The organism is Bradyrhizobium sp. USDA 4461 (assembly GCF_054055655.1).
This window is the reverse complement of the sequence record NZ_JBSRXM010000001.1, coordinates 5186378-5204457: the sequence shown is the minus strand read 5'-3', so window position 1 is coordinate 5204457 and position 18080 is coordinate 5186378. Positions and strand designations below refer to the sequence as shown.

23 protein-coding genes are annotated in these 18080 nt (G+C 61.5%); 9 read left to right on the top strand and 14 right to left on the bottom strand.

All coding sequences use genetic code 11. The features are described from left to right. The first annotated feature begins 133 nt into the window (after window positions 1-133). Window positions 134-454 (top strand): hypothetical protein, encoded by a 321-nt coding sequence (locus ACVINW_RS24065; protein ID WP_456753592.1) that lies wholly within the window; start codon window positions 134-136, stop codon window positions 452-454. A 74-nt stretch (window positions 455-528) separates the two neighbouring features. Here the strand turns inward: ACVINW_RS24065 and ACVINW_RS24060 are convergent, their stop codons facing one another. The 8 genes from ACVINW_RS24060 to ACVINW_RS24025 all read right to left on the bottom strand — a co-directional run bounded on the left by ACVINW_RS24060 (window position 529) and on the right by ACVINW_RS24025 (window position 7821). After that, window positions 529-1101, bottom strand: a complete 573-nt coding sequence (locus ACVINW_RS24060; protein ID WP_456753591.1) for a portal protein — start codon at window positions 1099-1101, stop codon at window positions 529-531. A 409-nt stretch (window positions 1102-1510) separates the two neighbouring features. Further along, the gene (locus ACVINW_RS24055) at window positions 1511-1819 is read right to left on the bottom strand and encodes a hypothetical protein (RefSeq protein WP_456753590.1); all 309 of its coding nucleotides are present in this window, start codon (window positions 1817-1819) and stop codon (window positions 1511-1513) included. 143 nt (window positions 1820-1962) lie between these two features. Next, entirely contained in the window at window positions 1963-2721 is a 759-nt protein-coding gene (locus tag ACVINW_RS24050) for a tetratricopeptide repeat protein (protein ID WP_456753589.1), read from the bottom strand. 149 nt (window positions 2722-2870) lie between these two features. Further along, window positions 2871-4157, bottom strand: coding sequence for a PBSX family phage terminase large subunit (locus tag ACVINW_RS24045; protein WP_456753588.1), 1287 nt, complete (start codon window positions 4155-4157; stop codon window positions 2871-2873). 1003 nt (window positions 4158-5160) lie between these two features. After that, window positions 5161-5418, bottom strand: a complete 258-nt coding sequence (locus tag ACVINW_RS24040; RefSeq protein WP_456753587.1) for a hypothetical protein — start codon at window positions 5416-5418, stop codon at window positions 5161-5163. A gap of 1 nt (window position 5419) precedes the next feature. After that, window positions 5420-5581, bottom strand: coding sequence for a hypothetical protein (locus ACVINW_RS24035; protein ID WP_456753586.1), 162 nt, complete (start codon window positions 5579-5581; stop codon window positions 5420-5422). Window positions 5582-6188: 607 nt separating this feature from the next. Next, the gene (locus tag ACVINW_RS24030; RefSeq protein ID WP_456753585.1) at window positions 6189-7421 is read right to left on the bottom strand and encodes a hypothetical protein; all 1233 of its coding nucleotides are present in this window, start codon (window positions 7419-7421) and stop codon (window positions 6189-6191) included. A gap of 43 nt (window positions 7422-7464) precedes the next feature. After that, window positions 7465-7821, bottom strand: a complete 357-nt coding sequence (locus ACVINW_RS24025; protein WP_456753584.1) for a hypothetical protein — start codon at window positions 7819-7821, stop codon at window positions 7465-7467. Window positions 7822-8696: 875 nt separating this feature from the next. On the opposite strand from ACVINW_RS24025, the gene ACVINW_RS24020 reads away from it, so the two are divergent. Next, the gene (locus ACVINW_RS24020) at window positions 8697-8882 is read left to right on the top strand and encodes a hypothetical protein (protein ID WP_456753583.1); all 186 of its coding nucleotides are present in this window, start codon (window positions 8697-8699) and stop codon (window positions 8880-8882) included. Window positions 8883-8963: 81 nt separating this feature from the next. Here ACVINW_RS24020 and ACVINW_RS24015 read toward each other — a convergent pair whose 3' ends face one another. Next, on the bottom strand, window positions 8964-9287 hold the full coding sequence (locus ACVINW_RS24015) for a hypothetical protein (RefSeq protein WP_456753582.1): 324 nt from the start codon (window positions 9285-9287) through the stop codon (window positions 8964-8966). A gap of 185 nt (window positions 9288-9472) precedes the next feature. On the opposite strand from ACVINW_RS24015, the gene ACVINW_RS24010 reads away from it, so the two are divergent. Continuing rightward, complete coding sequence (locus ACVINW_RS24010; RefSeq protein ID WP_456753581.1) at window positions 9473-9733, top strand: hypothetical protein; 261 nt, start codon at window positions 9473-9475, stop codon at window positions 9731-9733. A 7-nt stretch (window positions 9734-9740) separates the two neighbouring features. On the opposite strand, the gene ACVINW_RS24005 is transcribed toward ACVINW_RS24010, so the two are convergent. After that, a complete protein-coding gene (locus ACVINW_RS24005) occupies window positions 9741-10094 on the bottom strand; it encodes a phasin (protein WP_456753580.1) in 354 nt (117 codons plus the stop codon). 195 nt (window positions 10095-10289) lie between these two features. Here ACVINW_RS24005 and ACVINW_RS24000 point away from each other — a divergent pair, with 195 nt between their 5' ends. Continuing rightward, window positions 10290-10475 carry a hypothetical protein gene (locus tag ACVINW_RS24000; protein ID WP_163157998.1) on the top strand — a complete coding sequence of 62 codons (186 nt, stop codon included), beginning with the start codon at window positions 10290-10292 and terminating at the stop codon, window positions 10473-10475. A gap of 69 nt (window positions 10476-10544) precedes the next feature. Here ACVINW_RS24000 and ACVINW_RS23995 read toward each other — a convergent pair whose 3' ends face one another. Next, on the bottom strand, window positions 10545-11678 hold the full coding sequence (locus ACVINW_RS23995) for an alpha-hydroxy acid oxidase (protein ID WP_456753579.1): 1134 nt from the start codon (window positions 11676-11678) through the stop codon (window positions 10545-10547). 164 nt (window positions 11679-11842) lie between these two features. Further along, window positions 11843-12862, bottom strand: a complete 1020-nt coding sequence (locus ACVINW_RS23990; RefSeq protein ID WP_456753578.1) for a GlxA family transcriptional regulator — start codon at window positions 12860-12862, stop codon at window positions 11843-11845. A 63-nt stretch (window positions 12863-12925) separates the two neighbouring features. On the opposite strand from ACVINW_RS23990, the gene ACVINW_RS23985 reads away from it, so the two are divergent. The 4 genes from ACVINW_RS23985 to ACVINW_RS23970 all read left to right on the top strand — a co-directional run bounded on the left by ACVINW_RS23985 (window position 12926) and on the right by ACVINW_RS23970 (window position 16029). Further along, on the top strand, window positions 12926-13639 hold the full coding sequence (locus ACVINW_RS23985) for a hypothetical protein (RefSeq protein ID WP_456753577.1): 714 nt from the start codon (window positions 12926-12928) through the stop codon (window positions 13637-13639). Then, complete coding sequence (locus ACVINW_RS23980; RefSeq protein WP_456753576.1) at window positions 13639-14931, top strand: MFS transporter; 1293 nt, start codon at window positions 13639-13641, stop codon at window positions 14929-14931. The genes ACVINW_RS23985 and ACVINW_RS23980 overlap by 1 nt, the downstream gene beginning before the upstream one ends. A 94-nt stretch (window positions 14932-15025) precedes the next feature. Continuing rightward, window positions 15026-15712 carry a YqcI/YcgG family protein gene (locus ACVINW_RS23975; RefSeq protein ID WP_456753575.1) on the top strand — a complete coding sequence of 229 codons (687 nt, stop codon included), beginning with the start codon at window positions 15026-15028 and terminating at the stop codon, window positions 15710-15712. Next, window positions 15709-16029 carry a cupin domain-containing protein gene (locus tag ACVINW_RS23970; protein ID WP_456753574.1) on the top strand — a complete coding sequence of 107 codons (321 nt, stop codon included), beginning with the start codon at window positions 15709-15711 and terminating at the stop codon, window positions 16027-16029. Before ACVINW_RS23975 ends, ACVINW_RS23970 begins: the two co-directional genes overlap by 4 nt. Before the next feature lie 24 nt (window positions 16030-16053). On the opposite strand, the gene ACVINW_RS23965 is transcribed toward ACVINW_RS23970, so the two are convergent. After that, window positions 16054-16236 (bottom strand): hypothetical protein, encoded by a 183-nt coding sequence (locus tag ACVINW_RS23965; protein ID WP_456753573.1) that lies wholly within the window; start codon window positions 16234-16236, stop codon window positions 16054-16056. A gap of 25 nt (window positions 16237-16261) precedes the next feature. On the opposite strand from ACVINW_RS23965, the gene ACVINW_RS23960 reads away from it, so the two are divergent. Next, window positions 16262-16447 (top strand): hypothetical protein, encoded by a 186-nt coding sequence (locus ACVINW_RS23960; RefSeq protein ID WP_456753572.1) that lies wholly within the window; start codon window positions 16262-16264, stop codon window positions 16445-16447. A 253-nt stretch (window positions 16448-16700) separates the two neighbouring features. Here the strand turns inward: ACVINW_RS23960 and ACVINW_RS23955 are convergent, their stop codons facing one another. Then, complete coding sequence (locus ACVINW_RS23955) at window positions 16701-17960, bottom strand: CaiB/BaiF CoA transferase family protein (RefSeq protein WP_456753571.1); 1260 nt, start codon at window positions 17958-17960, stop codon at window positions 16701-16703. Window positions 17961-18080 lie beyond the last annotated feature (120 nt).

The following is an 18080-nucleotide window of genomic DNA, read 5'->3' as shown; positions in this document are numbered from 1 at the left end:
TCTCCTTGGGTAGCAGTCCTCGCGCGGATAACTTATGATGGTGTACCGGTAGCCGACCCCGCAAAGCGATCGGGCGCGCATGGCGCAGCCCACGGGGCCCGGCGGTGGACAGAATGAACGCAAGAGACGCTGAATGATTTATCTGGCAGGCAGCCTTGTCGTGCTTTGGTTTTGCGGACTGATCTTCTTTGCCGGTCGTGGCCTGAATCTGACCCGCCGAGTACTGAACAATCTCGCGCCTGGAGAGACCTACTGGGGTCGCGGAGACGTCAAATCCATCACGCCTGTGGGCGGCGAATTCAGAATTCAGGCCACGGCGATTGACCCGGCCCGTCTTACCGAGCTTGGCAAGGTCTACTATCGGCAAGCGCGGCAAAACGATCGCATGATGATTGGATGGGGCGTTGGTGGTTTCATTTTGATTGCCGCCTTCTTCTCATACCTCAAGATGTGAACCGCCACGCACCCCCGGTGCGTCAGGGCCATCGTCATGCTCGGCGGAGCCGCCTGAGCCCGGGAAAGGCGCTGTCAGCTCGTCGACTCCGGCCCTGCATCCTCAGTCGCGTCGCGCACGGTATGCTCGACGATCTTCATGGCGCCGTTTGACTCCATGACCGCTTGCGCCAGCAGCGCAAACTGATCATCGGTGAGGTCGTAGTAGGTTTCCCGGCTCTCTTCCTCGCGTTCTTCCCACCACACCTTGACGACGCCGACCTTCGACAGCAGGGCGTCCTTGATGAAAGAGTACAGCGTCATGAAGCCGGGGTTCTGCTGCATGAAGACGTGGTTGACGTAGTCGGTCTCCTGCTGCGCGGCGGCCTCGTCCTCCGGGCCGACCGGCTCGAAGCGCACGACTTCGTCGGAGCCAGCGAAGATATCCATCAGCGAGGGCATCAGCCCCTCGATGGTATCGGCGACATCGGTCGAGACCGCCCGCGAACGGCCGTCCTGCGCCGGCATGTCCTTGCGCATGTCGCCGAGATAGTAGTCCATCGCATCGGCCCGCTCCTCGGCGAGCCGCGCCGCGGACAGTGCCGCGAGCGCATCGGCCTTTTCGGAAGCGAGCATCGCCTTGAGGTCGGAGGTCGACATTTTTGCCATTGATGAAAACCTTCGTATGTGGGTGCAAATAGGGGCAGCATTCCAAACGCCGATCGCTGCATGCAACGGCGCTCGATGGAAAAGCTGAGTATCTGAGATCGCTTTCGGCACTAATGCAGCGAACTCAACCGCAATCAGCCGGCGTCGGTGGTTCGGAACAAACGCATCAACCAGTTGCCGTCATCTGAAGCTGCACACCACGGAAGGCAGCACCCGGTCCGTCGAAATAGCGGCGATGTATCCCGGTACTCACGACGCCGGCCGCAATTTCGTCCTGCGGCCACTCCGAAAGCATACATCAATGCTCAGAAGAAACCTCAATAAGCACCGCTTCTCTGGCGGGCAGATCAAACGACCGCGGCCAGCCGGCCGAACGAGTCAACCGGAACAGCACGACCGAAAAGCTGATCTATGGATTGCGCGCAGGACTTCGACCGAGATAGCGGAAGTTCTTGTCGAGGACGTCAGGCGCCGAACCACCCGACTGCTCATTGGAGCCAAGCGTCAAAAATCGACTCTGCGAGAGGTCGGGTGAGCTGCCAATCGCTGGACCATCGCCGAAGACCTGTCCGGCGCCGCGAACGGGATTGCCTGAACTGTTGATCTGATTAACGGCTTGATCGATCCCCAGTCGCAGAAGATAGTTCAGGAGCCGGCCCTGAAGCGTCTCGTTGAAAGGAGCTTGATAAGCATCACGGATCAAGGATCCATCGGCCAATCTGTCTGCAACTCGATCGAGGGGGACGGCCCAAACGGAGAAAATCTCTTGCCAAATCCCTCTTCATTTATCCGGTAGCCAGCCAATTCCTAATTCCTCTCCTGTCCAACTGCTGCAATCCATCAGCACATCTGCCATGGCCTCTACTCCGGCTTTTCCTTCACGAGAGCCTTTCCACGGTTGTCTATTGCCTCGCGGAAGCTGGGTCTCAGGCGGATCGCTGCATCAAAATCCTGAATCGCGCGACTGAAATCTTCCTTGGCCGCGTAAGCAGTTCCGCGGCTATTAAACGCGTTAGCGTAGTCAGGGTCGAGACGTAGCGCTTCGTCGTAGTCTTGAATGGCGCGATCAAACTGGCGTTTATTGTAGTAGGCGATGCCGCGGTTGTTCAAAGCCGCGACGAAGCCCGGCCGTAGACGAATAGCTTCATCAAAGTCCTGAATTGCGCGATCATGCCGGCCCTGACCGTTGTATGTAATTCCACGATTGACGAAAATCTCAGCGTCGTCCGGTCTCAGGCGAATCGCTTCGTCAAAGTCACGAATGGCCTCGGCGTACTTCTTTTTGGCGTAGTAGGCTCGACCACGGTTGTTCAAGGCATCGGAATTGTTCGGGACCAAGCGAAGCGCCTCGTCGTAATCCTGGATCGACAGATCGTATTGGCCGTTTCTATAGTAACCAAGCCCGCGGTTATAAAACGTCCGCGCCATGTCGCTCTGATCTTCGCGCCTGGCCGCGATCAGCGCGCTGCAGCCTTGTATGATGTCATTATTGGTTTCGGCGTCGCCCGAGCACCATGTTCTCATCTGCTCATAGCTGCGGTGATCATCGGCAGCCAGAGTAACGGTAGAAACCTCTACAAGCGCTAGGATACCCCACGCAGCGCGCCAAAATAGACTCATGAGCGGTTCACCTCAGCGGCCGTTTGCCAAGCAAGATATCACCCGCGGCTGGAGCCGCAGAATTCCGATCATCACGCACCCCGTTCGAACAGGCAAGCAGATAGTACCAACGCGCAACTCGACGCACGCAGCGCGCAGGCTCTACCACCTCACACCCACCCTTGATCCCGATAGCGGATTCTCCGGTTGAAGCTCCCTGCCCTGCCCGGCGCCTCGTAGCAGATCGCCATCAGGCCGAGCGCGTCGGCGGCGTGGCTTGACCAATCGTGCTCCGGGCCGAGCCCGACGTTCCGCACCTCGTCCTTGCGCTCGTGATAGAAGCCGATCGCGTCGCGGCCGGCTTCCGTCGTCGCCTCGTTCCACCAGAGCTGCGGCCCAAGCCTGCGCAGCGCCTCGATCCGCATCATGGCCGCGCCGCGCCCCTGGTTCTTCACCGGCGGCTCGACGGCGAAGCCGGCCTCGCGCAAATGATCCTCGTAGCGCTTGCCCGTGATATTGTTGGTAGCCATGCCGTCATGCGGCAGATAGAGGATCGCGTCCTGATAGCCGCGCGAGCGCAACCAGTTCACGTGATAGGCGAGCACCTGGCCGACGCTTTCATAGTAATCCAGGATCCTGATCTCGCCGCCGGTCCACTGAACCACCCAGATCGTGAAGGCGTCAGCGGCAGCGCCGGCGCCGCCGATGTCGATGAAGGCACGCAGCGGCAGCAGCGGATCTGCGACCACTTTGCCGATGCGCCCATCCTTGCGCGCCTGCGACAGCATCGCCGCGAAATAAGCGCCCTCGAACGCCTGCACGTAATCTCCTTCCCAGATGTGGCTGTAACGATCCGGATACAGTGATAGGTCGGTGCGGCGCTCCTCCTCAAGCACCGCCGGAAACCACGGATTGTCTCGCCAGCTCGCGTTGACGACGGTGGATCCCGGCGGCTTGCGCGCACGCAGAAAGTCGTCGATCGCGTCCGACTTGCGCCGCGGATTCCAGCTCGCCCACAGTTCCGAACCCGGCGCGCGGATCGTCGGCCGCAGCAGCGCGAGGCTGTGCGCACTCAGCGACTGCGCTTCATCGACCCACGCGACCTTGAACCCTTCGAGGCTTTTGATGGAATCGGCCGTATGATCCTTCATGCCGCGGAAGATGATCACGCCATCGCCGGGCGTCGCGATCTTGTCGGAGTAGAGCTTGAATCCCTGGCCGACGCCAAGCGACGCGATTTTGCCTTCGATCAGCCGCTTCGAGGATTGCGCCAGCGTCCGCTGCGCCTCGCGGATGCAAACGGCCAGCGTACCGCGCTCGGCCTGGCATATCTCGACCAGGAGTTCGCCGAAGAAGTGAGATTTTCCTGATCCTCGGCCACCGAATGCGCCTTTGTAACGCGCCGGCCGCAACAGCGGCTCGAACACTTTTGCGGTTGGAATTTTCAGGATCGACAAGGCTGCTCTCGATAAGGCAAGGCCGCTTGCGCGCCAGGCGGTTACATTGCTGCGACCGTCAGCCGTGAATTGTCATTGACGCGCGCGGCCTGATCAGGCCGGCAAGCCAGTCATCGAAATCCGTCTCCGGAACGTCGGAATTGTCCGGAAAGCCAAGCACCGACGGCGGCAGGTATCGCATCGGCTGCCCACTTAACGGGCTCAGCGGCCTCGTCGAGGCCGACGGCGTATCCGCCGGCGACGAGAATGCCGAAACCGTTCGTCGAACGTCGCGGGCCGGCCGCGAGGGGCGATCGAAGGTACCGGAGCAAACGGCACGGCCGGCACCCCGCCATCAAAAGCAGCTTGAGCTGTGGCCGGAATACGTACCAGACGCCGAACAGCAGCCCTCTCGCTAGTTTCTTCCAGCGAGACATCGTCAGGTAGCGCAGCGAACGACTGCGTGTCATAGGGCGGCTGCGACGACAGAGTCGATCCCGGCATATGCCTTTTGGCATCGAACCGGCTCGCGAAATCGGAATCGCTTGGAACAGAATCTGGGCGCGGTGCCAAGCTGCGCGAATCACTGCGTTGGTCCGAAATAATTCATGTCGACGCCGATATGGGGATCGTCGATGGTGGATGTCGCCCTTCGGTTACTCCGGCGCCGAAATCGCCCGATCGTCACGTGACATGTCCGTTGCGACCATCAATCGGAGGCAGCATCATGTTTATGATGTCTTGCACATTCAATTCAGGTCTCCTTTGTAAAGTATTCCTCATCGTCATGAGCGCAACGGTCGCGACGGACTGTTGACGATGACCGTGAGCCCGTCTACGGCGGCAATGCCCTCGCGCAGACAGTCTGCGTCATGGTCCGGGGATTGAACCGAGCACACGATGCCGCGAGTGCGCCCGATAGCGATCCGGGTTTCTTGATGACGTGATCGAACGTTTCGGAGAGACCCTCGACAAAAGCAACTCGAGCGATTCGTTGGGATTGGGTGAACTGCCGCCGCAGCTCTCAGGCATCCTCGCCCTCGACCTCCTCGGGCTCAACGATGATCCTCTCGATGCGGTGCACAAGCTCGATCGCTCCGTCGTCGCCGTCTTCGGTCGCCGGCGGCGCTTTGCCCCAGCCACGGTCGAGGATGGCATTGGCGGCGGAGACGCGGGCGGCGGGAGTTGCGCTGGTCGATCGCATCACGCCGACCAGGGCGTTGAGCGCACTTCGCGTATGGCTTCGCGCAAGCGAACGGATTTGCGTGATCGTCTTCGCCACGTCACTTCTCCTGCCAATCGGACGGCAGATATTCGCTCGGCGCCGTGTCGGCGTGGTCCGGCTCGGGGCCGGGGAGTGCCGAGCGGAATGCAATCGTCGGAAAGTCCGTCTGCTCGCGATCCCGGCGTGGGCGCGGAATGAACTTGATAATCTCGGCGTTCATGCCGCCTCCAACAATGCAATGGCGATCAGGCCCACGAGCGCGAGCGATATCAGATAGGCGGTCATGCAAGCCTCGTTGATTGGCCGTCGGCGCGCGATGCGGCCATGGAATGAATGTGCGGCGGATCGCGCAACGGGCGGCGATCTTTTGGGGCGCGAACCTTATCCCTGACGAATGGGGCCGCGGACGGCGCCGGCTTGCGCCGCGCCGCAGGACCGGTGCGTTCGCGCGTACCGGCCAATTCGTACTTGTTTCAACGGGTTCGGACGGCGGCACGCTTGCGACGCTCGGGCGACGGGCTGGGAGGATGTGGCGTCGTGACGGTGCGGCCGCCGTCCGATTGGTGAAACGGCAAACAAAAAGCCCGCCGCGGATTGCTCCGCGCGGGCTCAACAATTTCTGATTTTCGGATTATGCCCCTGAGTTGCCCGACGTGTCAAACCCTTTTTGCGAGCTGAATGCGATCGGTAAAATGTGATGCGCCAGCAGCTACAGCGGCTCGTCAATGTTTGCGGTGGAAATTTTCAAGATCGACGCGGCTGCTGCCGATAGGGCAAACCGCATGCGCGCCAACTCACCGCCTTGCTGCGATGGTCGGCCCCGACGGTCACTGACGAGGACGTGGCCGGATCAGGCTGGCCAGCCAATCACTAAGACCCGTCTCCGGAGCACCGGAATCGTTCGGAATGCCAAACACCGAGGGCGGCAGATATCGCATAGGCTGTCCACTGAGCAGGCTAGCCGGTCTCGTCGAGACCGACGGCGTGCCCACCAGCGCCGAGGGAACGGAAAACCGCTCGTCGAATGTCGCGGACCGGCCGAAAGGCGCGATTGACGCCGACGGAACGAACGGCACGGCAGGCGCGCCAGCGTCGAATGCAATCCGGCCCTCGCGTGCAACCGGTACGCGGACCAGGCGCCGAATAGCCGCTCTCTTGGTCGTCTCCTCCTGCGAAACATCGTCAGGTGACGCCGCGAGCGACTGGGCCACGCCGCCCCTCGCAGCAGATGCCGGCACCGCGCTCCAGCGGTCTGCAAAGTCGGCCGGTCCGTCAGCTAACGCCTGCGCCACCGCGGCCTGGTTTGCCAGACAAGTCGCACCCGCACCGTCAGCGCCAATCTGCGGAACATAGGGAATACCGTGCTGCGCAGCACTCCACTTGCTTCTCAGCACCCGCTCCGGGGTCGGACCTTGCTTATAGAACTGAACAAGCAGTGCGCGTTGCAACTCCGGGCTCAAACCATTCCAGGCATTGATCCCCGTTGTCGGGTCGCCATTGACGCTCATGTTGGATTGATAAACGCCGAGACCATGCCGCAAATATGCGGCCATCGTTGATGCCAATAGAGCTTTGTCGTTGCCGTTCTGCAAAGCGACGCCTGCGGAAAATAGATTATTCGCATAAGGCGCAAAGGCGGGATCGTCTGGATTCTTGAGAATCGCTTGAATGGCGTTGTGAAACTTGATTCCTGCCGCGCCAAAGTCGGTAAGTAGAGGGTTTTCCCATTTTTTTCGATAATCCGCTCCGACCGTTATCGCATTTGGAGCGACGTTGTATCGACTGAGGATATGGTCGGAAGCGCCGCGCTTCGGGTCGAGAGGGTTCGTTACCACGCCGACCGCATACGCGTCGGCAAGAAACTTATATGCGTTGAGAGATGAACCAACTGCCCTTACCTCGTTCCCGTAGCTTGCGGTTCGATCGAGTAGCTCCTGAGCTAAACTTCCGGCAATCGCTTCGGCAGGCACTCCGTATTTTGCTGCTGCAGCGTTAATCTGCGGCGCCATCGATTGAATGTCAGCCAGAATTTTCTTGCTATATGACGGAAGATAATTCATGGACGGCCTCTTTTTGGCAGCCGGCGGGATCGGCTGGTAACACTTATGAAAGCACCCAGACCAGACCGGCAAGTTGCGCCCAATCGATAATGGCGCACGCCAGGACTACGGTGCTCCACACACTCACGCGGTTCACGCGCGCTATCCGGACCAATATTCCAATCAGCGCGACAGTGAATGGCGGAAAGGTCCAAACCAGCAGATACGGCGCGATGAAGATTGCAACCGTGATCTCTGCTGCCAACCTCACAAGGGCAAAAGTGATGCCCAAAGACAAGATCACTCTATAAGTCGCAGGTCGAAGGTGAAGAAAATACGTTGGAAACACGAGCCCTATGGTGGCAAGTGTAGAAATATGATTGATCAGAGGTAGTGCGTTGAATATCTGCTCGGCATCCATGTATCGTCCCCGCGGAAGCGATTTTGATAAGCCATCACCCAACCGCTGATTGATGAACCAAATGATCCTGAAGGACACCCGAGGTTCACCAAGAGAAAATCAGAGGTACGTATCTGCCGTCTAAAGTTATGCGAAAATGCAGCCGGAAGCGTCTATCGACCCGAGCATTTGTTGCGCATGGTTCAGGATTTTTTGTGCAGAAGAGCGCGAGCGATATCAGATGAGCGGTCATGTACCCCCATCGATCGGCCAATCACGCGCGATGCGGCATGGAATGAATGTGCGGCAGATCGCGCAGCGGCGGCGATCTTTGGGGCGCGAACCTTATCCCGGACGAATGGGGCCGCGGGCGGCGCCGGCTTGCGCCGCGCCGCAGGGCCGGCACGTTCGCGCGCACCGGCCAATTCGTACTTGTTTCAACGGGTTCGGACGGCGGCACGCATGCGACGCTCAGGCGATAGGGTGGGAGGATGTGGCGTCGTGACGGTGCGGCCGCCGTCCGATTGGTGAAACGGCAAACAAAAAGCCCGCCGCGGATTGCTCCGCGCGGGCTCAACAATTTCTGATTTTCGGATTATGCCCCTGAGTTGCCCGACGTGTCAAACCCTTTTTGCGAGCTGAATGCGATCGGTAAAATGTGATGCGTCGGCTTCGACGGTGAGAAACCGCCTTGATCGAAAGTCCGAGTTTGATCCGGAAATCGCAATACGAGCTGGCGCCGATCGCCTTATGCTTGTTGCGATGATGTCAGTGTGCCGCTGAGTTGCCCGACGCGTCAAGGGGACAAAGCAGCTCACAATTTGGATCGACTCAGGACAGTTTTGGCTCGCGTCGGTCGACCCGCGCCGCAGTTCGATTGCAAGGAGGACGCGTCGATGTATTTCGTTGCTGCCGTGCTCGCGGTCCTGTCCGGCCTGTTCTATGCCGCGGGCCATCATCAGATCGGTTCGCTCGGTACCACCATGTGCCAGTACGGCAGCATCTTCTGCGACAGTCCGGTGCTGGTTCTCGTCGGTGCCGGATTCGCCGCGGTCTGGGGCATGCTCGTCAGCGTGCGCTGACCACCGGCGATGATTTTGTGCCGCTGATTGGTCCGACGAATCAATTCCCGCACCGTGCACCGGGTGCGTCGACGCCTCGCACTATTGCGCAGGGATCGGGTTAGCTGGTTGAGCGGGCTTGGGACCAAGCGGAGCAGGCTCAATCGGCGCCTTTGGCTCGGTCGGCATCACCCTTGCACCAGCAGCGCGTGCTGCCTCACCGGTCGTTGAGTAGTTCGCGGAGGCGGCCGGCTGCACCTTCGGCTTACTCCACGGACCGTGGTCGACGACCAGCATGCCCAGCACGCCAAGGATCGCAACCGCAGCCGCAACCAGCAGCGGCGCGCCGCCGTGCCGGCTTCGATGCTCGGTCGAACGGCGATCCGCTATCCCATGCGCATGCATTGTCATCATCGTCTCCTCCATGGAGACAAGCCCCGACCTGCGCACAAGTTTCCGGTTCCCCGATGAGAAAGCGAGGCATGCCGATGGAACCAATCCACAACTGCTGAATTTGCACGATACGTGGCCGTCACCCGCCATTCAGAACACGCGAGTGCACGGAGACCAGGGACGGCACTCACCTGACCAGTCAAACAGCAGCACGCCACATGAGCACCGAAACGCCCGAGTCCCCACTTCAGCCCACGCTCGGTGAGCGCGCGATCGACACCGCGACGGATGTTTCGCGCACCATCACGGAGGTGTCGGACGGACTTCGAGCGGCGGCCGATCGCCTCAGCGACGCAATCGCGACCTCGCGCCGGCCTGGCGGAGCCCTCGCCACGGTCAGTGCGGTCACGCGCAAAGCGCCACTCGCGAGCCTGTTCGTCGCGTTTCTGCTCGGCGTCGCTGTCGCGCGCCGGCGCTAGGCGCGTCCTAGAACTTGCCTTTCGCCGCGTCCTTGGTTGCGGACATCACGCTTCCGCTGATCTGGCGCATATGCTCACCGGCATTGGTGAACTGGCTGCGCAGGAACTCCGACTGGATCCGCATCGCTTCCTGCAGATCGGTCGCGTGCACCAGTTTGCGCGCATGCTCAAACGCCGCCTTCATGTTCTGCTCGGTGAACGACAGCGCCTGTTTGGAAATCTCGGTCCCCGTGCCCGGCATCGCCGTCATCGACTTGCTCGCGGCATCAAAGAACAGGCTGAAGGCCTGTTCGGCCTGGTCGATGGTCTTTTCCGCGAGATCGCGCAACTCGGCGGGAACTTGCAGCTTCGGCTCAATCATGATCGCGCCCCCCTGAAACAAGCGTTCGCTTACGTTAGCATAGATCGTGACGGCGTCAGCGCCCGGATCGAGGAAAAATTGCCTAGCTGAGGCCGGATCGTCCCCCAGCCGATTCCAATCGTGTCAGCACTGTGGCATAGTGATTCGACCTCGTTGTTGGTCGCGTTCGCGTCTCTTGGGGAATAAGGGGATCCGATGCTGCGCGCCGTTCGTCCGACACCGACCTGCACCCGATTCAAGACCAGCATCGAGATGCCGTGCATGAAGTGCGGCACGCAAATGCGGCTCGCCCTGATCGAGCCGCGCGACCAAGTCTACGACGTCCTGACCTATCAGTGCACGCCCTGCAATGCCGGCGAAAGCTTCCTGAACGCGCGCTAAGCTGCCGGCGCGCTCAGTCGTTCGGCACGGCAGCCCCGCCTCCGATCGCGTCATGCCTCTCGCAGTCGGTCAGTAGCGGTAGGGCTCGATATCCAGCAGTGGGAATGCGCTGAACACGCTTGGCGGATTGGTCGGCACCGCCGGATGCAGATAGGTCTTGTCCAGTTCGGCGAAGCTGGTGACGCCGAGCAGCCCAAGGCAACGGATCACCTCATCCTCCAGCAATTCAAGCATCCGCACGATGCCGGCCTCGCCGGCTGCGGCCAGCGCCCAGCACTGCAATCGGCCGATCCCGACCAGGTCAGCGCCCGAGATGATGGCCTTCACGATGTCGGTGCCGCGGCAGATCGAGCCATCGACCATGATCTTGGCACGGCCGGCGACGGCCTGAACGATCTCGGGCAGCACGTGCATGGACCCGCGGCCGTGGTCGAGCTGGCGCCCGCCATGGTTTGAGACGTAGATCCAGTCGACCCCGTGATCGACGGCGATCCTTGCGTCTTCGGCGGTGGCGATCCCCTTGAGGATCAGCGGAATCTTGAACTTGTCCTTGATCAACTTCACCGTCCGCCATTCCAGGCCTTTCTGGAAGTCGCCGCCGGTGGCGCGGATGCGGCTTTCGCGGACATAGCGCTTGGCGATGTCGCGCTCGCGGCGGCTGTAATGAGCGGTGTCCACGGTGAGGCAGAACGCGGCGTAGCCATTGTCGATGGTGCGGCTGACCACATCCTCGACGAACGCGTCGTCGCCGCGCACATAGAGCTGGAAGATACGCAAGGCGTCAGGCGCCGCCTTGGCGGTGTTCTCGAGCCCGGGCTCCGACACCGAGCTCAGCATGTGCGCCGCGCCGAACGTTCCCACACCGCGCGCAACGGCCGCGCCGGCATCCGGATCGAAGATCTCAAGCGCGCCGACCGGGGCGATCATTACGGGAAGCCTGAGCTTGCGCCCGAAGACCTCGGTGGAGGGATCGATATTGATGACATTGCGAAGGACGCGCGGCCGGAACGCGATCTCGTCGAGCGCCATTCTGTTGCGGCGCATCGTGGTCTCGGTTTCGGAGGCGCCGACGATATAGTCCCATGCGTTCTGGTTCAGCCTGGCGCGGGCCTTTTGCGCGAATTCGTGCAGGTTCTGGAATTCCTCGCCGCTGGCGCCGAGTTCGACATTGCGCGCCTGTCGAATGGGGGTCCCGTCATTCATGGTGTTTCTTCTCCCGATTTGGCCGGCACAATAGCCGCAGACAAACCGGAAAAGCTACCACTGGAGCGACGAATCCGGCGAACGAAGGCCAGCTATTCGCTTGTGGGATAGATCCGCTTGCGGCGCGAAGCGCCCGCATCCGAACCAAGCTCGCCTGAGGCGAGCTAGCTGCCCGAGAACCGGTTTCGGTACTCGGTCGGCGACACGCCGAGGTGGCGCAGGAAGGCCCTCCGCATGCGTTCGTCGTCGCCAAACCCCGCGCGCTTGGCGACCTCGACGACGCCACCGATCTGACGGCTTTCGAGCAGCAAGCGCGCAGTCTCCACGCGCAGCGCCTCGACGCCGCTTGCCGGCGTCATGCCGGTGCGGCTGACATAGGTCCGCGCAAAGGTTCGTGGCGTCATCCCGGCCTTTTCCGCGAGGGTCTCCACCTTGAGGTCATCAGTGATGTTCTCGATGATCCAGGCGTGCAGCGCGCTGAAGCGGCCCTCGACGTCCGATGCCTGGGCGGCAAGGACGGTCGAAAACTGGCTCTGACCGCCGGGCCGCTTCAGAAACACCACAAGCCTGCGCGCGACATCGAGCGCGATGGTGTGGCCGAAATCCTCCTCGATCATGGCGAGCGCCAGATCGATGCCGGCGCTGACCCCTGCCGACGACCAGACATGTCCGTCCTTGACGAAGATCGCGTTGGGCTCGACACGGATGTTGGGGAAGCTGTCCTGCAGACGGGGACAATAGCGCCAGTGCGTTGCAGCACGCTTGCCGTCCAGGATTCCGGTCCAGGCCAGGGCAAAGGCGCCGAGACAGACCGACGCGATCCGGCGCGCCTTCGGCAACGTCCCCACGATCCAGTTCATCAACTCGGCGTCGTTGCGGATCTTCCAGATGCCCGGCCCGCCGGGGATCACCAGCGTGTCGACCTCGGCAGGCGCAAGGCTGGCGATCGGCGCCGTGTCGATCATCATGCCGACGTCGGTCGGCACCAGGCCTCCCGAGGCCGACAGATAGGACAGCGCGTAGTCCGGCCCGGGTAGCTCGATCGCCTCCAGCTCTGCGAACACCTGCGCCGGCCCCGAGATGTCAAGCAAGGTGACGCCCGGAAAGGCGACGATCGCGATCCGCCGCGGGGCTTTCTGGTCGCGCGCCTCAGGCCGGCGCGGTTTGGCAGTTTTCGAGGGCATATTGTCCTTTAAGCCATTCGAGGCTGCCATGTATAGCTCGCGATGGAATGTTGGAGTTCTGCCATGTCGCGACATCTGGGCAGCGGATATGAGGCGATCAGATCGCCTTGGACGGACTACGCGATCTACAGTCTACCCGACGCCTCCCGGATCGAAGCCTGCGACCGTCAGCCGCTGATGGACGCCATGAACGGCATCATTGCCGTCAACTGGCAGGCTACCGAGCCGCACTGGACAGCAAGCTCTTCGCCGTTCGACAAGAAGTACAGCCTGATCCTCGTCTGTGACGGATCCGGCCTCGTGGCTTTCTCGGTCTACCGCGTCCTGCAGATGTCGGCCGGACTTGGAATCTATCGAAGCGGCACCGAAGTGCTGCCGGCGCACCAGGGCCGCGGCTTCTACGGCTTCTTCACATCGGAAGTCCTGAAATGTTCGGGCGCAACTGAGCGACCCGACGGCAACGTGCTCTACGGCTGGCGTACCCGCAATCCGATCGTCTGGGCCGCGAACGCTAAGATTTGCGAAAAAGTGTCCCCATCATTGCTCGATGATGCGCAGGATCCTGCATTGCAGGCCGCCTGTGTCGAGATGTGCACCTCGCTCTATCCAGGCAAGCCGCTCGAACTGCCGGACATGATCATGCGCGGCGCTTACGGCCACATTAAACACCATCGGCAGGCCTATCACGGCACCGCATCGCTGGTCGATGCTGCGATGTCGCGCAAGATTCCGAATTCAGCGGATGCGCTGTTCTCGGTCGGTTACGCGAGGGTGTGATGTCGATGCTCGGACAACAAGCGGTTTACGCCCCGACGTCGCGCTTCACCGATCGCGCCTATCTCGCATGGACGGCGGTGGCGATCGCCTACGCCATCGCCTTCCTGCAACGCGTGTCGCCACAGTCGGTAAGCCTCAGCTTCATGCGCGATTTCAACACCGATGCAGCCGGTGTTGCGATGCTGGCCTCGAGCTATTTCTGGGGTTACACATTGATGCAGATCCCGGCCGGACTTCTGGTCGATCGCTACGGCGTCAAGCGCGTCGTCCTCGTCAGCATGATTGCCTCTTCGCTCGGCAGCGCCGCATTCGCGCTGGCGCCGAACCTGCTCGACGTCTTTGCCGCGCGCCTGATCGTCGCCTGCGGCGATGCGCTGGTCTTCACCGCACTCTTGAAGCTGGTGGCGCAGAGCTTCGCCGACGAGCGGTTCGGCATGATGTCGGGCATCTCGCAGGTCTCCGGCTATGTCGGAGGCGTGATTGCGACCACGCCGCTCGCCGCCGCCGTCTCGGGATTCGGCTGGCGGGCCTGCTTCCTGTTCATCGCCTGCATCGGACTTGCCAACCTCGCCTTCGCCAAGCTCGCGCTCAAGCCCGATCCGGCCTCACACAGCAACAAGACACTGAAGAGCGTCGTGCTGGCTGCGCGGCAAGCGCTGACCCATGTCGCGAATTGGGGTTGCGCAATGACGTTTGCATCGCACTTCGCGGTGGTGACGACGTTGTCGGGCGTCTGGGGCATTCCGATGGTCGCTCATTTCTTCCATATCTCGCCGACGGCGGCTGGAACGCCGCTGCTCGCCTTCATGATCGGCAACGCGCTCGGCTCGATCTTCCTCGGTCACGTCGCCGATCGTGCCGCAGCCGCACTCGACCGCGCGCTGATCGGCATCTGCGCCTTGCGCATGCTGCTGATCGCAATGCTGCTGCCGCCGATCGCGCAGACATTTGGTCTCGCCTACGTCACCGTTGTGTTCACGGCCCTGGGCCTCGTCGCCGGCGGCACCGTCCCGCTGGTGCTGAAATGCGTCAAGAAGCTCTACACCGCGGACCTCATCGGCGTCGGTGCCTCCGTGAACACCACTGCCGCCGGGATCTTCGCCGGCGTCGCGCAGCCCATCATTGGCTTCGCAATGCTTGCCGCGAGCCACGCCTCGGGAACCGACGCCGTGCACAACACGGCCGCGATCGGCGACGGCGGCTACAGCGCCTTGATCGTCATTCTGCTTCTCATGTCGTTGCCGGGCATTGCCGGGCCGCTGGTGATGAGAAGCAAGTTGATAGCTCGTTAGTGTCGTTATGAGTGTGGGGGGTGTTATGGAGCGCTTGTTCTTGAGAAAAGGCGAAGTTGCGTCAAGCTTTCCGGTCAGCAGTTGGCAGAGCGTGATGTTCTCCGAGTTTGAAGCCCAGATGAGCAGCGAGGCAAGGCCGTTCCCTTGCGTGTTCGGGGTGACCGGACATCGCCAGGATCAGCTCCGCTATCTCTTCCTCGATCCGTATGATGTCGCGGTGCTCGGCGAGCAACTTGGGCAATACGTGTCGGAGGCGCGCTCGTTCGGTCCCAACACCTCGCTGATCGTGTTCACGCGGCCCCGCCCGGTACAGACGCTCGACGCCTATTATCGCAAGATGTGGCTGACGCTCGACCAGCTCGCACGGCTGGACAAGAACCCATGGCCATCAGAGATTCCCGAGCAGATCGACCACCCGATGTGGGAGTTCTCGTTTGCGGGCGAGCCGATCTTCGTGGTCTGCACGACGCCTGCGCATGTGATGCGCCAGAGCCGGCGATCCAGCGCGTTCATGCTCACGTTCCAGCCGCGCTGGGTGTTCGAGAAAATCCTCGGGACGGAAAAGGCGGCGAACGCCGCGTTCGCCGAGGTGCGAAAGCGCTTGATCCCGTACGACAGCGCAAGCCCCTCCCCGCTCCTCGGCCGTTACGGCGCGAGCGACGGCCGCGAATACCTGCAGTACTTCCTGCACGACGATAACACCGCGAGCACCGGATGTCCCTTCGCCAAGCTCGCGCAGAACAAGACGCCCCCGATCGCAAACAAGGAACAGGCAGCATGACCCAGATCATCGCAGGCACGAAGACCGAACTTGCCATCGATCCGGAGATCCTGAACCTGCTTCCGGCACAGGGCTCGGTCGAGCTGCAGCACGATGCGGCCGGCAAAGTGCATCATTTCCATACCCATCCGGTCGATGAAATCCTGATGATCATCAGCGGCAGGCTGAACTTCATCTGGGATGGCGGCGAGCGGGTGGTCGGTGCCGGTGACACCATCCTGCTGCCAGCCGGCACCCGGCATCAATCCGAGGCGTTGGAGGGCGGCGCAATCTACGTGATCGCGATCCAGCCGCCCGCCAAACCATTGAACCACTGACCCACAGGAGAGATTGCGAGCACCTCAGGACAGTGAGGGATCGCCCGGCGGTTCAACCGCCAAACGTTCGACCAGCTCGATGACCTCGGAACGCTGGTCGGGCGCAAGTCGAAGGAAGGCCTTCAGCAGTCGCAGGCTTTCCAGCGTTTCGCTCGATGGAGCTCCGAGCTTCTTCTGCTGCTCTGCAACATATGTGGGATTTTTCATCTCGCACCTTAAGTGAGGATTACGAATGGCATACCCAGGTAAACGTGAAGGCTTGGCCCAGAAGGTCGACACCGCAGCGCAAGAGGCCGAACGCCTCGGCCTGACCACGGCAACCCTCATACTTCGGATGGCGCGCCTCGAAATTGATCGAGCGGAGCCCGAGGAGGTTGAAGGTATGCCAAGGAACAACTTGCGCAGCAAGCCGAACTGAGGTCCCGAATCGGGCCAATTCCGGCTGGAGGCCGCTGGCGCGCACCGGGCCCCATGGCGTCTGAACGACGTCCCGCGAGGCGAGAGCCGTTGCTCTCGCCTACGGTCAGTTTGGTTTGCGAATATTTGATCTTCGATGCAGGCCGGCGACGTGGCTAGATATTTCGAGCGAAGTGGAAACCGGTTCGCGTAAAGAAAATGCGTCAAAACAAGAACTAGAGCCCCGCTCCGATTCCGTCGGAGCGGGAAAGGCTCTAGCCGGTGTTTCCTGCCTTGCCGAACGCGCCTGCCTCCGCCAATGCAGCGATGCGCCGATCGTCGTAGCCAAGCGTCTTGCCCAGCACACCCCGCGTGTGCTGGCCGAGCAGTGGCGCCGCAACGGGATCGACCGTCGGGGTCAGGCTCATACTGACCGGCTGCTCGATGTTCGGAATCGAACCGGCGGTTGGATGCGCGATCTTGCTCAGTCGGTGACGGTCGCGCACCTCGGGCGCATTGAACCCCTCCTCGACCGTGCGGAGATAGCCAACCGGAATGTTGGCCTTCTTCATCTTCGCCATCCAATGCTCGAGCGTGTCGCTTGCAAACACGCTGGCAAGGATGGCGCGCAGCTTCTCCTTGTTGGCGGTCCGATTCTTCCGGTGCGCAAATTCGGGGTCGGTAATAAGGTCCGGACGCTCCAACACCTCGGTCACCAGACGGCGATAGAGCCGGTCATTGGCGCAAGCCATGTAAAGCGGACCATCGGATGCCCGGTAGACGCCGACGGTCGGCGAGCCGTTCGGGGAGTTGCCGAAACGGCCGGGATTGTTGCCGTTGATGAGATAGGCCATGCCGTAGAAACCGGTCATCGACACCGCGGTGTCGATCAAGGCGACCTCGACCTGCTGGCCGCGACCGAGCCGGTCGCGCGCAATCAACGCCAGCAGGATGGCGTTACAGGCCGACATGCCCGTTGCCATGTCGACGATCGGCGGACCGGTGCGCACCGGCTCGCCATCGGGAAAGCCGTTGAGCGACATGAAGCCGCTTTCGGCCTGCGTGATCGGGTCAAAACCTGGACGTAGCGCGAAATCGCCTTTGCGGCCGTAGGCAGAGATCGAGCAATAGACCAGCCGCGGATTGGCCGGCGCCACCGACGCATAATCGAGACCGAACTTCTTCATCACGCCGCCGGAGAAATTCTCCACCACGACGTCGGCCTTGGCAATCAACGCGCGCGCGACGTCTAGCCCGGCCGGATTGTTGAAATCGAGGGCGATGCCGCGCTTGTTGCGGTTGAGGCTGAGATACGCCGCACTTTCGCCGCCGATTTCGGCGTGCTCGTAGGCGCGCGTGTCGTCACCGCCATCCGGATTCTCGATCTTGATGACCTCGGCGCCGAAGTCGGCCAGGGTTTGCGTGCAGGCCGGGCCTGCGACGACGCGGGTGAAGTCGACAACCAGCAGGCCGTCGAGCGCCGTCGGAAGTCCTTCCCCGCGCGGCGTGCGCCCAGGCAGTTCTGGTCGGGCCATGATCTGACGCTTCCTCTATTTATTTTGTCAGGCGAAATACGATGGCTGCTACCAACGCTGACACCGCTTGCCTTTTAGCGGAAGCCTGTCACCAAGGCCAAACCCGGATTTTGCAGGGCG

Bases quoted from the DNA above. Each gene is read 5' to 3' on its own strand.
- ACVINW_RS24065 (WP_456753592.1), top strand. From the start codon at position 134: ATGATTTATCTGGCAGGCAGCCTTGTCGTGCTTTGGTTTTGCGGACTG.
- ACVINW_RS24060 (WP_456753591.1), bottom strand. From the start codon at position 1,101: ATGGCAAAAATGTCGACCTCCGACCTCAAGGCGATGCTCGCTTCCGAA.
- ACVINW_RS24050 (WP_456753589.1), bottom strand. From the start codon at position 2,721: ATGAGTCTATTTTGGCGCGCTGCGTGGGGTATCCTAGCGCTTGTAGAG.
- ACVINW_RS24035 (WP_456753586.1), bottom strand. From the start codon at position 5,581: ATGAACGCCGAGATTATCAAGTTCATTCCGCGCCCACGCCGGGATCGC.
- ACVINW_RS24030 (WP_456753585.1), bottom strand. From the start codon at position 7,421: ATGAATTATCTTCCGTCATATAGCAAGAAAATTCTGGCTGACATTCAA.
- ACVINW_RS24025 (WP_456753584.1), bottom strand. From the start codon at position 7,821: ATGGATGCCGAGCAGATATTCAACGCACTACCTCTGATCAATCATATT.
- ACVINW_RS24020 (WP_456753583.1), top strand. From the start codon at position 8,697: ATGTATTTCGTTGCTGCCGTGCTCGCGGTCCTGTCCGGCCTGTTCTAT.
- ACVINW_RS24015 (WP_456753582.1), bottom strand. From the start codon at position 9,287: ATGGAGGAGACGATGATGACAATGCATGCGCATGGGATAGCGGATCGC.
- ACVINW_RS24010 (WP_456753581.1), top strand. From the start codon at position 9,473: ATGAGCACCGAAACGCCCGAGTCCCCACTTCAGCCCACGCTCGGTGAG.
- ACVINW_RS24005 (WP_456753580.1), bottom strand. From the start codon at position 10,094: ATGATTGAGCCGAAGCTGCAAGTTCCCGCCGAGTTGCGCGATCTCGCG.
- ACVINW_RS24000 (WP_163157998.1), top strand. From the start codon at position 10,290: ATGCTGCGCGCCGTTCGTCCGACACCGACCTGCACCCGATTCAAGACC.
- ACVINW_RS23995 (WP_456753579.1), bottom strand. From the start codon at position 11,678: ATGAATGACGGGACCCCCATTCGACAGGCGCGCAATGTCGAACTCGGC.
- ACVINW_RS23990 (WP_456753578.1), bottom strand. From the start codon at position 12,862: ATGCCCTCGAAAACTGCCAAACCGCGCCGGCCTGAGGCGCGCGACCAG.
- ACVINW_RS23985 (WP_456753577.1), top strand. From the start codon at position 12,926: ATGTCGCGACATCTGGGCAGCGGATATGAGGCGATCAGATCGCCTTGG.
- ACVINW_RS23980 (WP_456753576.1), top strand. From the start codon at position 13,639: ATGTCGATGCTCGGACAACAAGCGGTTTACGCCCCGACGTCGCGCTTC.
- ACVINW_RS23975 (WP_456753575.1), top strand. From the start codon at position 15,026: ATGTTCTCCGAGTTTGAAGCCCAGATGAGCAGCGAGGCAAGGCCGTTC.
- ACVINW_RS23970 (WP_456753574.1), top strand. From the start codon at position 15,709: ATGACCCAGATCATCGCAGGCACGAAGACCGAACTTGCCATCGATCCG.
- ACVINW_RS23965 (WP_456753573.1), bottom strand. From the start codon at position 16,236: ATGAAAAATCCCACATATGTTGCAGAGCAGCAGAAGAAGCTCGGAGCT.
- ACVINW_RS23960 (WP_456753572.1), top strand. From the start codon at position 16,262: ATGGCATACCCAGGTAAACGTGAAGGCTTGGCCCAGAAGGTCGACACC.
- ACVINW_RS23955 (WP_456753571.1), bottom strand. From the start codon at position 17,960: ATGGCCCGACCAGAACTGCCTGGGCGCACGCCGCGCGGGGAAGGACTT.